15 protein-coding genes are annotated in these 12,796 nt (G+C 64.7%); 10 read left to right on the top strand and 5 right to left on the bottom strand.

The window, feature by feature from the left end; all coding sequences use genetic code 11:
- The first annotated feature begins 5 nt into the window (after nt 1-5).
- The 8 genes from IVA92_RS02435 to IVA92_RS02400 all read left to right on the top strand — a co-directional run bounded on the left by IVA92_RS02435 (nt 6) and on the right by IVA92_RS02400 (nt 7,849).
- A complete protein-coding gene (locus IVA92_RS02435) occupies nt 6-1,133 on the top strand; it encodes a Re/Si-specific NAD(P)(+) transhydrogenase subunit alpha (protein WP_247280179.1) in 1,128 nt (375 codons plus the stop codon).
- Nucleotides 1,134-1,144: 11 nt separating this feature from the next.
- The gene (locus IVA92_RS02430; RefSeq protein WP_235543528.1) at nt 1,145-1,462 is read left to right on the top strand and encodes a proton-translocating transhydrogenase family protein; all 318 of its coding nucleotides are present in this window, start codon (nt 1,145-1,147) and stop codon (nt 1,460-1,462) included.
- A gap of 39 nt (nt 1,463-1,501) precedes the next feature.
- Nucleotides 1,502-2,899, top strand: a complete 1,398-nt coding sequence (locus tag IVA92_RS02425; protein WP_247280178.1) for an NAD(P)(+) transhydrogenase (Re/Si-specific) subunit beta — start codon at nt 1,502-1,504, stop codon at nt 2,897-2,899.
- Nucleotides 2,900-3,109: 210 nt separating this feature from the next.
- Nucleotides 3,110-3,907 carry an alpha/beta hydrolase gene (locus IVA92_RS02420; protein WP_247280177.1) on the top strand — a complete coding sequence of 266 codons (798 nt, stop codon included), beginning with the start codon at nt 3,110-3,112 and terminating at the stop codon, nt 3,905-3,907.
- Complete coding sequence (locus IVA92_RS02415; protein WP_247280176.1) at nt 3,861-5,339, top strand: sodium:proton antiporter; 1,479 nt, start codon at nt 3,861-3,863, stop codon at nt 5,337-5,339. Before IVA92_RS02420 ends, IVA92_RS02415 begins: the two co-directional genes overlap by 47 nt.
- Before the next feature lie 49 nt (nt 5,340-5,388).
- A complete protein-coding gene (locus IVA92_RS02410) occupies nt 5,389-6,486 on the top strand; it encodes an ionic transporter y4hA (protein WP_247280175.1) in 1,098 nt (365 codons plus the stop codon).
- 22 nt (nt 6,487-6,508) lie between these two features.
- The gene (locus IVA92_RS02405) at nt 6,509-6,793 is read left to right on the top strand and encodes a cupin domain-containing protein (protein ID WP_247280174.1); all 285 of its coding nucleotides are present in this window, start codon (nt 6,509-6,511) and stop codon (nt 6,791-6,793) included.
- 93 nt (nt 6,794-6,886) lie between these two features.
- Nucleotides 6,887-7,849: a hypothetical protein gene (locus IVA92_RS02400; protein WP_247280173.1), complete on the top strand. Its 963-nt coding sequence runs from the start codon at nt 6,887-6,889 to the stop codon at nt 7,847-7,849.
- Between the two features lie 21 nt (nt 7,850-7,870).
- On the opposite strand, the gene IVA92_RS02395 is transcribed toward IVA92_RS02400, so the two are convergent.
- Entirely contained in the window at nt 7,871-8,521 is a 651-nt protein-coding gene (locus IVA92_RS02395) for a tetratricopeptide repeat protein (RefSeq protein ID WP_247280172.1), read from the bottom strand.
- 255 nt (nt 8,522-8,776) lie between these two features.
- A complete protein-coding gene (gene rpsU / locus IVA92_RS02390; RefSeq protein ID WP_247280171.1) occupies nt 8,777-9,070 on the bottom strand; it encodes a 30S ribosomal protein S21 in 294 nt (97 codons plus the stop codon).
- Nucleotides 9,071-9,332: 262 nt separating this feature from the next.
- On the opposite strand from rpsU, the gene aqpZ reads away from it, so the two are divergent.
- Nucleotides 9,333-10,055 (top strand): aquaporin Z, encoded by a 723-nt coding sequence (aqpZ, locus tag IVA92_RS02385; RefSeq protein WP_247280170.1) that lies wholly within the window; start codon nt 9,333-9,335, stop codon nt 10,053-10,055.
- A gap of 34 nt (nt 10,056-10,089) precedes the next feature.
- On the opposite strand, the gene IVA92_RS02380 is transcribed toward aqpZ, so the two are convergent.
- Together IVA92_RS02380 and purE are read right to left on the bottom strand one after the other, a co-directional pair.
- A complete protein-coding gene (locus tag IVA92_RS02380) occupies nt 10,090-11,196 on the bottom strand; it encodes a 5-(carboxyamino)imidazole ribonucleotide synthase (protein WP_247280169.1) in 1,107 nt (368 codons plus the stop codon).
- Entirely contained in the window at nt 11,193-11,681 is a 489-nt protein-coding gene (purE, locus tag IVA92_RS02375) for a 5-(carboxyamino)imidazole ribonucleotide mutase (RefSeq protein ID WP_247280168.1), read from the bottom strand. Before purE ends, IVA92_RS02380 begins: the two co-directional genes overlap by 4 nt.
- 141 nt (nt 11,682-11,822) lie before the next feature.
- Here purE and IVA92_RS02370 point away from each other — a divergent pair, with 141 nt between their 5' ends.
- Nucleotides 11,823-12,533 (top strand): GGDEF domain-containing protein, encoded by a 711-nt coding sequence (locus tag IVA92_RS02370; protein ID WP_247280167.1) that lies wholly within the window; start codon nt 11,823-11,825, stop codon nt 12,531-12,533.
- 2 nt (nt 12,534-12,535) lie between these two features.
- Here IVA92_RS02370 and IVA92_RS02365 read toward each other — a convergent pair whose 3' ends face one another.
- Nucleotides 12,536-12,787, bottom strand: coding sequence for a hypothetical protein (locus IVA92_RS02365; protein WP_247280166.1), 252 nt, complete (start codon nt 12,785-12,787; stop codon nt 12,536-12,538).
- Nucleotides 12,788-12,796 lie beyond the last annotated feature (9 nt).

Raw genomic sequence — 12,796 nt, 5'->3', positions numbered from 1 at the left:
GCCTCATGAAGATTGCCGTTGCCAAGGAAATCGATCCGTCCGAGCCGCGGGTCGCCGCTTCGCCTGATACGGTGAAGAAATTCAAGGCGCTGGGCGCCGAGATCGCCGTCGAGCCGGGCGCCGGCCTCAAGTCGGGCCTGCCGGATTCCGAATTCACCGCCGTGGGCGCGGCCGTCAGCACTGATGCGCTGAAGGACGCCGACATCATCATCAAGGTGAAGCGCCCCGAGGCGTCGGAACTCTCGCAATACAAGCGCGGCGCGCTCGTCATCGCCATCATGGATCCCTATGGCAACGAGGCGGCGCTGAAGGCGATGGCCGATGCCGGCGTCTCCGCCTTCGCGATGGAATTGATGCCGCGCATCACCCGTGCGCAGGTGATGGACGTGCTGTCCTCGCAAGCCAATCTTGCCGGCTATCGTGCCGTGATCGAGGGCGCCGAGGCCTTCGGCCGCGCCTTCCCGATGATGATGACGGCGGCCGGCACTATACCCGCGGCCAAGGTGTTCGTGATGGGCGTCGGCGTTGCCGGTCTCCAGGCGATCGCGACCGCGCGCCGTCTCGGCGCCGTCGTGACCGCCACCGACGTGCGTCCCGCCACCAAGGAGCAAGTGGAATCGCTCGGTGCGAAATTCCTTGCCGTCGAGGACGAGGAGTTCAAGAACGCGCAGACCGCCGGCGGCTACGCCAAGGAAATGTCGAAAGAATACCAGGCCAAGCAGGCCGCGCTCACGGCCGAGCACATCAAGAAGCAGGACATCGTGATCACGACCGCGCTGCTTCCGGGCCGGCCGGCGCCGAAGCTCGTCAGTGCCGAGATGGTCAAGTCGATGAAGCCGGGCTCGGTGCTAGTCGATCTCGCCGTCGAGCGCGGCGGCAATGTCGAGGGCGCCAGGGCCGGCGAGGTCGTTGATCTCGATGGCATCAAGATCGTCGGCTACACCAACGTCGCCGGCCGCGTCGCGGCCTCTGCCTCCAGCCTCTACGCACGCAATCTGTTCTCCTTCATCGAGACCATGGTCGACAAGAATGAGAAGAAGCTCGCCGTCAACTGGGACGATGAGCTCGTCAAGGCCACTGCGCTCACGAAAGACGGCGCCGTCATCCACCCGAACTTCCAGCCGAAGGTTTAAGGAGAGTCGCCATGGAGCATGCTGCACAGGTCGTCGACCCCTTCATCTTCCGGCTGTCGATCTTCGTTCTCGCCGTCTTCGTCGGCTATTTCGTGGTGTGGTCGGTGACGCCGGCGCTGCACACCCCGCTAATGAGCGTGACCAACGCGATCTCGTCGGTGATCGTGGTCGGTGCGCTGCTCGCGGTCGGCGTCGGCATGATCTCGAGCGGCTCGGGCTGGGCGCGCGGCTTCGGCTTCGTCGCGCTCATCTTTGCCTGCGTGAACATCTTTGGCGGCTTCCTTGTCACGCAGCGCATGCTTGCGATGTACAAGAAGAAGTCGAAGTAAGCGGCCACCTCGGGCTGAAGGGACAGATGGGGACCTGAGATGAACGCCAATCTCTCTGCATTCTTGTATCTCGTGGCGGGGGTGCTGTTCATCCTGTCGCTGCGCGGGCTGTCGAGCCCGGCGACGTCGCGCCAGGGTAATTTGTTCGGCATGATCGGCATGGGCATCGCGGTTGCGACCACCCTCGCCAGCCATCCGCCTGCGGACGGCGTCGCCTGGATCCTCGTGATCCTCGGTATCGCCATCGGTGGCGCGATCGGCGCCGTGATCGCCCGCCGCGTGCCGATGACCTCGATGCCGGAACTGGTCGCCGCCTTCCACTCGCTGGTCGGCATGGCCGCGGTGCTGGTCGCCGCCGGCGCGTTCTACGCGCCCGAGGCCTTCGACATCGGCACTCCCGGCAACATCCATCCGCAGAGCCTGGTCGAGATGTCGCTCGGCGTCGCCATCGGCGCGCTGACCTTCACCGGTTCGGTGATCGCCTTCCTGAAGCTCTCCGCACGCATGAGCGGCGCGCCGATCATCCTGCCGTTCCGCCACGTCATCAACATCGCGCTCGCCGTGGCGCTGGTGTTCTTTATCGTCGGCCTCGTGCTGACCGGCAGCGCGCTCGACTTCTGGCTGATCGTCATCCTCGCCCTGGTGCTTGGCGTGCTCATGATCATCCCGATCGGCGGCGCCGACATGCCGGTCGTGATCTCGATGCTGAACTCCTACTCCGGCTGGGCCGCTGCCGGCATCGGTTTCACTCTCGGCAATTCCGCGCTGATCATCACCGGCGCGCTGGTCGGCTCCTCGGGCGCGATCCTGTCCTACATCATGTGCCACGCGATGAATCGGTCCTTCATCTCGGTCATCCTCGGCGGCTTCGGCGGCGAGACCGCTGCGGCCGGCGGCGGTACGGGCGAGCAGAAGCCCGCCAAGCTCGGCTCGGCCGACGATGCTGCCTTCATCATGAAGAACGCCTCCAAGGTCATCATCGTGCCCGGCTACGGCATGGCGGTGGCGCAGGCCCAGCACGCGCTGCGCGAGATGGCCGACATCCTGAAGAAGGAAGGTGTCGAGGTGAAATATGCCATTCACCCGGTCGCCGGCCGCATGCCCGGCCACATGAACGTGCTGCTCGCCGAAGCCAACGTGCCCTATGACGAGGTGTTCGAGCTCGAGGACATCAACTCCGAATTCGCGCAGGCCGACATCGCCTTCGTGATCGGCGCCAACGACGTTACCAACCCGGCCGCCGAAGAGGACAAGACCTCACCGATCTACGGCATGCCCGTGCTCCAGGTCTGGAAGGCCGGCACCGTGATGTTTATCAAGCGCTCGCTCGCCTCCGGCTATGCCGGCATCGACAATCCGCTGTTCTATCGCGACAACACCATGATGCTGCTCGGCGACGCCAAGAAGGTCACCGAGAACATCGTCAAGGCGATGTAGGCGGAAGCAAACGGACCGTGGCCATCAACAAAGGAATGGCACCGGTCCCGTCGCATGCCTCCCAAAGCGATGCGCGCGCAGCGTGCAGCCGGCAGGCCGCCCGCAAGGCGGCGTGCCGCTGCCGCGATGTTCCGGCCAGCCTCCGGCCCCATGTCATGAAATTGCTGCGGAGCCGTCGCAAGCCGTGAGCCGAAAGGCCGGCCGCGTATCATGACCATCGTCAAGTGGATCGCCATCCTGCTCGCGGCCGTCTATTGCGCCGGTCTCCTCGTGCTGTATGTCCGGCAGCGCCAGATGATGTTTCCGATCCCGCCCGCCGGTCGCACCGCACCCGATGCCGCGGGCCTTCCCGAGGCGGAAGAGCATGTCCTGACCACGTCGGACGGCGAGAAGGTCATCGTCTGGCACGTGCCGGCGAAGCGTGGCCGTCCCGTGATCCTGTATTTTCCGGGCAATGGCGATTTTCTCGCCGGTCGCGTCAGCCGCTTCAGGGCGATGACGGCCGACGGCACCGGCCTCGTCGCGCTGTCCTATCGCGGCTATGCCGGCTCGAGCGGTGCGCCGAGTGAGGAGGGTTTGCTGCGCGATGCCGCAGCTGCCTACGATTTCACGTCGGGGCGCTATGCCGCGGAACGGATCGTCGCCTGGGGCTTTTCGCTCGGCACCGGCGTGGCCGTCGCGCTCGCATCCGAGCATCCGATCGGCAAGCTGATCCTGGAGGCGCCCTATACCTCGGCGGTCGATATCGCCGCATCGGCGTTCCGGTTCGTGCCGGTGCGCCTCCTGATGCGCGACCCGTTTCGCTCCGACGAGCGGATCGCGCGCGTCACGGTGCCGCTGCTGATCATGCATGGCACCAATGACCTTGTCATTTCGATCGTGTTCGGAGAGCGTCTGTTTGCGCTCGCCCGCGGACCCAAGCAGTTCGTTCGCTTCGCGGGCGGCGGACACGACAATCTCGATGCTTTCGGTGCGATCGAAACGGCAAGGCGCTTCATTGAATCCTAAGCAGTTCGTCACGTGGCCCTGGCGCCTGGCCTTCGCCGCGATCCTCGCGTTATCGCCGCAACACGCATGGGCAGCGACCGGGCTCGATGGTGCTGCCATGCGCTGGCCCTATGCGCTACCCTTTGCCGGCCTGTTGCTATCGATCGCATTGGGTCCGCTGCTGTTTCCAAAAATCTGGCATCATCACTACGGCAAGATCGCCGCGGCCTGGTCGCTGCTGGCACTCGCCGCGCTCGTCATCTTTGCCGGGAGCATGGCAACGCTGGCGGCGCTCGTTCACGCCATGCTCGCCGAATATCTCGGCTTCATCGTGCTGCTGTTCTCGCTCTATGTCGTGGCCGGCGGCATCCTCATCACCGGCGACATCAAGGCCACGCCGGCGACCAATTTCGGCATCCTCGCGCTCGGCACATTGGGGGCGAGCATTGTCGGCACCACGGGGGCCGCGATGATCCTGATCCGTCCCTTGATCCGCGCCAACCGGCTGCGGCGCCACAATACCCATGTCGTCATCTTCTTCGTCATCCTGGTTGCCAATGTCGGCGGCGCGCTGAGCCCGCTCGGCGATCCCCCGCTGTTCGTCGGCTTCCTGCATGGCGTCGATTTCTTCTGGACCACGCGTACCATCTGGTTGCAGACCGCAATCGTGGCCGGACTGCTGCTCGCCATCTTCGTCGCCATCGACGTCAGGCGCTTCCGCAGCGAGTCGCCGCCCGGCGACACAGGTTGCGGGGAGCCGCTGCGCATCCGCGGCCTTGTCAATTTGGTGCTGATCGCGGCCATCGTCGCGAGCCTGCTGGCGTCGGCGATGTGGAAGCCCGGCATTGCCTTCGACATTCTCGGCACCAAGCTGCAATTGGAGGACGTCGTCCGCAATTTGGTGCTGCTGGCCATTGCGGCCTTGTCGGTTTGGCTGACGCCGGACGAGCACAGACTGGCCAACGGCTTCACCTGGGAGCCGATCCGCGAGGTCGCGAAACTGTTCGCCGGCATTTTCGTCGCGATCATTCCCGTCATTGCCATGCTCAATGCCGGCCATCACGGTGCCTTCGCCTGGCTGTTGTCGGCGGTGACGGCGCCGGACGGTGCGCCGCGCGAAGTCGCCTATTTCTGGTTCACCGGCCTGATGTCGGCGTTCCTCGACAATGCGCCGACCTATCTGTTGTTCTTCGAACTCGCCGGCGGCGACCCGCAAGTGCTAATGCATGAACTCTCGGGTACGCTCGCCTCGATCTCCATGGGTGCGGTCTACATGGGTGCGCTCACCTATATCGGCAATGCGCCGAACTTCATGGTGAGCAGCATTGCCAGCGAGAACGGCATCGAGATGCCGAGCTTCTTCGGCTATATGCTGCGCGCCGGCGCCGTGCTGATTCCGCTGTTCCTGCTGCTGACGCTGCTGCCGGTCGCGCCGATCCTGCACTGGCATTGAATCTCACGCCTGATTTGCTACTGCTCATGCCAGCAAATGGAAGCGGTGGATGAGCGCACATAACCCGATGCCCCGGTCGGCCTGGACCTTCCCGGCGCTGGCCGTGCTGTTGTTCGCGGCTGTTAGCGCGACGGACTACGTGTTCACGCTGTCGCTCGGCGGGCTCGTCTTCGCCATTGTCCTTCTGATCATCCTGTTCGGCACCGTATTTTCCGCGGTTCATCATGCCGAAGTGATCGCTGAGCGGGTCGGCGAACCCTATGGCACGCTGGTGCTGACGCTCTCGGTGACCATCATCGAAGTGGCGCTGATCACCACGATCATGCTGGGCGACAAGCCCGCCCCGGCGCTCGCGCGCGACACCGTGTTCGCCGTGGTCATGATCGTCTGCAATGGCCTCGTCGGGCTCTGCATCTTCATCGGCGGTCTGCGTTATCGCGAGCAGGGTTTCCAGCTCTCCGGGGCCAACGTCTATCTCAGCGTCCTGTTTGCGCTTGCCACCATCACGCTGATCATGCCGAACTACACCACCACCACGCCCGGGCCGGTCTATTCGGCGGTTCAGCTCGGTTTCGTCGACGTGGTCACGCTCGCGCTTTATGCGGTGTTTCTCTACACCCAGACCGTCCTGCACAAGGATTACTTCGTTCATGAACGGGCGCAGGGCGAGGGCGGGGAGGTGCACCTGTCAAGTGGGGCGCTCGCGCTCACCGTGGCGCTGCTCTTGGTCTCACTTCTGGCGGTCGTGCTGCTCGCCAAGAAATTCTCGCTGGTGGTCGATGCCGTGGGCGCCAGGATCGGCGCGCCGCCGGCCTTCGCCGGCCTTCTGGTCGCGCTCCTGATCCTGCTGCCCGAGGGCGTCGCGGCCATCGCGGCTGCCCGCAAGAACGACCTCCAGAAGAGCATTAACCTCGCGCTCGGATCGTCACTCGCGACCATCGGGCTGACCATCCCGGCCGTCGGCGTCGCCACCTACGCGCTCGACAAGGAGCTCGAACTCGGCCTCAACGCCCAGGGCAGCGTGCTCTTGCTCCTCACCTTCTTCTTGAGCATGCTGACGTTCGGCACCGGGAGGACCAATGTCCTGTTCGGTCTGGTCCACATGGTGGTATTTGCCGTCTACGTGTTCATGGTCTTCGTGCCCTGAAGCGCGACAAGGAGAGTTCCCGATGCTTGCCGCCCAGTCCGAGGTTCAGGTCGACAACGCGCAGGTCCGCGTGACCGAGTGGCGACTTGCGCCGGGGAGCGCCACCGGGCATCACACGCACGGCATGGACTATGTGATTGTACCCGTGGTGGCGGGGGAGATGACCATCGTGGCGCCCGGCGGCGAGAGATCCAAGGCGCAGCTTGCGGCCGGGAAATCCTATTTCCGCAAGGCTGGCGTCCAGCATGACGTACTTAACGAAACCTCAACCGAGATCGTGTTCCTTGAAGTCGAGCTAAAACCGTAGGTTGGCGTTGCTGTTTGCCATCGATCCGTCGCAGTTGATCCCTCACAATGCCCCAAAGTTCCCGCATCAGATCGCGCGGGGAGTGGCCGAGAAATGCTGAAATACCTCGCTAAAATCTCGATGGATATTTTCCCCTCGGTGCTCGCGACGATCATCGGGGCTTACATCGTTAATCACTACATCAATGCCAAGCCCGCACCCGATACTCCTGCGGCCGTGGCGGTGCCTGCCCAGGCTGGCAGTGAGGGCAAGCCGGCGGATACCGCCAGCCTTCCCGCGCCCGGCGTCAAGGCCAAGGGTGTCTCCGAGAAGAGCGTCTCCGAGAAGAACGCTGCGGACAAGCCGGCGGCCGAGAAACCTGCCGATCATCAGCCTTCTGCCGAGACCAAGGCCGCAGACGTTGCTCCCGCCGAGACCAGCCCGCGCGGCCGCACCGCCGCGCGCGAAAAGGCGGCCGCCAAGTCCGCTCCGGCTGCTGCGGTTCCCGCCACCGCCCCGATGGTGGAGGCCAATTCGGCGCCGGCTGCGGCTTCCCCGGCCGCGGCCCCCGACGCCAACGATCTCGTGCGTGCCGCGATCGAGCGTCTGCGCAAGTCGCCTGAGGGCAAAGCCGCTGAGGCCAAATCAATCGAGACCAAGTCTTCCGAGACCAAGTCTTCCGAGACCAAGCCGGCTGAAAGGCCGGCAGAGCCTGCGATACGGGAAGCAACCCGTACCCCGGAGGCGCCGCGTGTGATCACCGCGGAGCCGTCCACGGTGCGTCCGCTGCCGCCGCCGATCACCGTGTCGACGCCGTCACCCGAGGCCTATGGCAATAGCGGCTCGTCGCCGCTCAACCCGCCTTACACGGCCTCGGTCGGAAATGACGACCCGAATCGGATCACGCCGCCGGCTGACATTCCCGTGCCGGTGATCGCACCGCCGCTCGATCTGCGCGCCGACGCCGCCGCGACCACGACCATGCGGCGGCCGAAGACCAATGTCGCCGATGAGATGCTGTCCGGCGTGAAGTCGATGTTCCACGCCGTTTTGCCAAAACCCGCCACTCCCGATTAGGACGGCATCTGAGCCGCGCTGTCAGCCGCCGACCCGGGCGAGGCCGCTGCGGGCGGCATCGTCGCGTGGGCGAAGCGAGACCGCCTTGGTGTAGGACGCCGCTGCCTTGGCCCTGTCGCCCAGCCGCTCATAGGCCTGTCCGCGGGTGGTCCAGACCTGGGCGTTGTGCGGATCGGACTCGGAGGCCTCGTCCAGATCGGCTGCGGCTTCCTTGATCTTGCCGAGCGCGAGATAGCTGGTGGCGCGGCCGAGCAGTGGCTCGACCTTCTGCGGGTTGAGCCCGCTCGCAGCGCTGAAATCGGCGATTGCGAAATCGTGCTGGTTATTGCCCTGATAGATCAAGGCACGGCCATAGAGCGCCTGCGCGTTGTAGGGATCGAGCCCGACCGCGCGATTGAATTCGTCGAGCGCAGCTGCGGCCTCGCCTGACTTCGCCAAGGATTGGGCCTTTGCCGTGTGCGCCTGAGCTTCGCTGACGTTGCCGGCGCTGACCGCGCTTTCGGCGGTCGCGATCGCCTTCGGCGCCTCCTGAGGCTTCTCCTTCTCCGGCATCAGCGATCCCAGATCGAAGGAGCAGCTGCACAGCGCAATCCCGATCAAAGCCAACACGAACGGTTGCTGCCAGATCTGGCGTAGCCGCGCCAAGCTGCGCTCGGGGAAAGGGGAGGCCATCTACGGTTCGCTCGCGCTAGAGCATGGTCCGAAAAAATGTAAAGCGGTTCTCCCTCGCGACAAACGCGGAAATGCGTTTGCGCGGAGATCATGCTCAAACAACAAACCAAAGCGCGATGACGTTCAATCCCAATCTCATCGTGCTTTAGTGCCGCATCGGTGGCGCCCCTGTCCCAGAATAGGCACCGCTCAAAACAATAACGCGGGCCAGGGGCCCGCGTTATCGAAGACTAAAGTCTTGCAAGATCCGCTAGATCAGCGCGGTCCGCGCGGACCTGCACCCGGGCCGCGACCGCCACGATCACCGCCCGGACCTGCGCCGAACACCGGCTTCGGCTTCATCGGCAGCAGGCCTTCGCGCTGCAGCTTCTTGCGGGCCAGCTTGCGTGCGCGGCGCACGGCTTCGGCCTTTTCGCGGGCCTTCTTCTCGGACGGCTTCTCGTAATGACCGCGGAGCTTCATCTCGCGGAAAATTCCCTCGCGCTGCATCTTCTTCTTCAGCGCCTTGAGGGCTTGATCGACATTGTTATCGCGGACGAGAACCTGCACGCGGCATCCTCTTCAGGTGGATCGGATTTGAATTCTGGTAAGAATTAAGGGGATGGCAAAACGCGCAAGCCCTTAACCTTGAGCGCGCGGATGTATCAGACAAAACTGCAGATGTCCACCGGCCAAGCGGGGTTTCGGGCCAATTTCGGCCACTAAATGCGGCGAAAATACCTCTGTGCGGCCCCGATTTGGGCGATTTGACGTCCATGGCGGGGTCGTTTCCGGAGCTTTGTTCCGGAAACTTGAAATCAGGGGACGACACATGGACATGAAAAAATACGCCGCCGAAGCCATCGGCACTTTCTGGCTCACATTCGCAGGCTGCGGCAGCGCCGTCATTGCCGCCGGCTTTCCCCAGGTCGGCATCGGACTGGTCGGTGTGTCGCTGGCGTTCGGGCTGAGCGTCGTCACCATGGCCTATGCGATCGGCCACATCTCGGGTTGCCACCTCAATCCGGCCGTCACGGTCGGCCTCGCTGCCGGTGGCCGTTTTCCGGCCGGCCAGATCCTGCCCTATGTGATCGCACAGGTGGCGGGCGCCATCGTTGCCGCGTCGCTGCTCTATGTCATCGCGAGCGGGGCGCCCGGATTTGACGTCACCAAGGGCTTCGCGTCGAACGGCTATGACGCGCATTCGCCCGGCCAGTACAGCATGATCGTGTGCTTCCTCACCGAAGTGGTGATGACCATGATGTTCCTGTTCATCATCATGGGCGCCACCCATGGCCGTGCGCCCGCGGGCTTCGCGCCGCTCGCGATCGGGCTCGCGCTGGTGATGATCCATCTCGTCAGTATCCCCGTCACCAACACCTCGGTGAACCCGGCGCGCAGCACCGGCCCCGCGCTGTTCGTCGGCGGCTGGGCGCTGTCGCAGCTCTGGCTGTTCTGGGTCGCGCCATTGATCGGCGGCGCGCTAGGCGGGGTGATCTACCGCTGGCTCAGCGAGGAGCCTACAGGTGTCGTCGCGGGCGCAAAGACGGCGTGATCGCAAGGGGATCGCAGCGATTGCTGCGGTCCCCTCATTTGGCTTTTGTCGGCCTGACTTCGGTGACGTGTCCCATCTTGCGGCCGGGGCGCGGCGCGCCCTTGCCGTAGATGTGCACCGTGGCGCCAGGAACCGTCAGCCACTTGTCGTAGTCATTGATCTCGTCGCCAATCAGATTGGTCATGGTGACGCATTCGCCGTGGCGCACGGGCTTGCCGAGGGGCCAGCCGGCGATGGCGCGGATGTGCTGCTCGAATTGCGACACGGACGCGCCGTCCAGCGTCCAGTGTCCGGAATTGTGCACGCGCGGAGCGATCTCGTTGACCAGCACCTTCGGTCCGGTGCCATTGGTGAGCACGAACATCTCGACGGCGAGCACGCCGACATAGTCGAGCGCGCTGGCGATCTTGCTGGCGATGCTGCGCGCTTCTTCGGCGAGCGAGTCCGCGATCGGTGCGGGCGCGCGCGATATCTTGAGAATGTGGTCGCGGTGCTCATTCTCGGTGACGTCGAAGCACTCGACCTGACCCGTCGCCGCGCGGGCGGCGATCACGGAAATCTCGCGCTCGTAGGGCACGAATGCCTCCAGGATCGCCGATTTGGTGGCGAGACTGGTCCACACCTTGGCGATATCGTCGCCCTCGCGGATGATGGCTTGGCCCTTGCCGTCATAACCGAAGCGGCGGGTTTTAAGCACGGCTGGAAGGCCGATCCCGACGATCGCCTCGCGCAACGAAGCCACCGAGGTGACGTCGGCGTAAGCGGCGGTGCCGATGCCGAGCCGGGTGACAAAATCCTTCTCGGCCAATCGATCCTGGGTGGTCTCGAGGATCTTGCGGTTGGGCAGCACCGGGCGGCGCGCGTCCAGCACCATCGCGGCGGCCGCCGGCACGTTCTCGAATTCGTAGGTGATGACGTCGACGTCGTTGGCGAACAGCTCGAGCGCCTCGACATCGGCATATTCGGCGCAGGTTGCATTGAGGACAACGTCGAAGGCCGGCGAGTCCGGATCGGGCGAGAAGACCTGGCAGCGCAGCCCGAGCCGCGCCGCAGCCATCGCCAGCATCCGGCCCAATTGTCCGCCGCCGAGGATTCCGATGGTGTCGCCCGGCTTCAGCGTCACCTGCTTTGCGTCAGTCACGCCTTGTCCTCCGGGCGCTCGGCAACTGCCTCGGTCTGCGCCTTGCGCCAGGCGGCAAGGCGACCGGACAGGGCGGGATCGGACAGCGCCAGCACGGAAGCTGCCAGCAGCGCGGCGTTGATCGCGCCGGCCTTGCCGATGGCGAGGGTGCCCACCGGGATACCCGCGGGCATCTGAACGATCGAATACAGCGAATCGAGGCCTTTGAGCGTCTTCGATTCGACGGGCACGCCGAACACCGGCAGCTCCGTCAGCGCCGCCGCCATGCCGGGCAGATGCGCGGCGCCGCCAGCGCCGGCGATGATGACCTTGTATCCCGCCGCCTTGGCGCCTTTGGCGAAGGCAAACAGGCGATCGGGCGTGCGATGGGCCGAAACGATGCGGGTGTCGGCGGCGACGCCGAGCGCGGCAAGCGTGTCGGCGGCATGCCGCATCGTGTCCCAGTCCGACTGGCTTCCCATGATGATGGCGATCGGCGCGGTCATGACGTCAATTGTGCCCGGAAAACAGAAAGATAGGCCAGATTAAAGGTTCCGGCCGGCGGCTCGCAAGGCGGTGGCAAGGAGAAGGGAATGCACTATCCTGTCTTGGTGAATCCCCGCAAGCCTTCATTGAGCAGGATGCCCATGAAGAAACCAAAAAGGGCGAGTGCTGCGAAGGCCGAAAAGGGCCGGAAGACCAGCGCCAGCCGTTCCAAAGCCGCTGCCAAGCCTCCGGCCAGACCGTCGCGGCGCCGAACGCAGGCCAATGGCGCCACGGAAAGCATCAAGGCGACCATCCGCGGCTTGCGGAGCAAGCTGAAGGCGGCGGAGCGGCGGGTCGCGGAGCTCGAAGCGGCCGCTGACACCGATTTCCTGCTCGAGATTCCGAACCGGCGCGGCTTCGAGCGCGAGCTCAACCGCGCCATCGCCTACATGAAGCGCTACCGCGCCAGCGGCGCGCTGATCGTGCTCGACGTCGATCGGCTGAAGCCGATCAACGATTCCTTCGGACACGCCGCCGGCGACGAAGTGCTCAAGGCGATTGCCGCGACCCTGACGCGGCAGGTCCGCGCCTCGGACGTGGTCGGCCGTCTTGGCGGCGACGAGTTCGCGCTGCTGCTGTGGAATCTCAGCGAGACCGACGCCAAAGCGAAGGCCGCCTCGTTCGAGCAGGCGATCGACGAATTGTCCTTCACCTTTCGGGGCCAGCACGTGGCTGCGGGCGCCTCCGCCGGCGTCGCGTTGCTGGGGGCGCAGTCCGACGCTGGCCGCGCCCTCGAGGAAGCCGATGCCGCCATGTATGTGCGCAAGGCGTGCCGGCGGCACGAGCCGCGGACCAGGTTGGCCGGGAGCTAATCCTACAGCGCGGTGAGATCTTGTGGCACATTGCCGAACTTGCGCAGCAATGTGGCGTCGCCGAATTCGCCGGTCATGGGATCGCCGCTGCGGCTGAACGCGATCGCGCCGATGTGACCAGCGCCGCGCGATAGGATTTCGGCGCGCCGCAACGCGGCCGTCGAGCTCTGGCACTCCTCTGCGGCGCCCGCGACGGGCGATCCGTCAGCATCGATCAGGAAGGGCATTGCAACGTAGTAGGTTACATCCGACATGGCGTTGCT

The sequence above is a fragment of the Bradyrhizobium sp. 154 genome (assembly GCF_023073875.1).
GTDB lineage: Bacteria > Pseudomonadota > Alphaproteobacteria > Rhizobiales > Xanthobacteraceae > Bradyrhizobium.
Note: the sequence above shows the minus strand (reverse complement) of the source record. Positions and strands in the feature narration are given on the sequence as shown.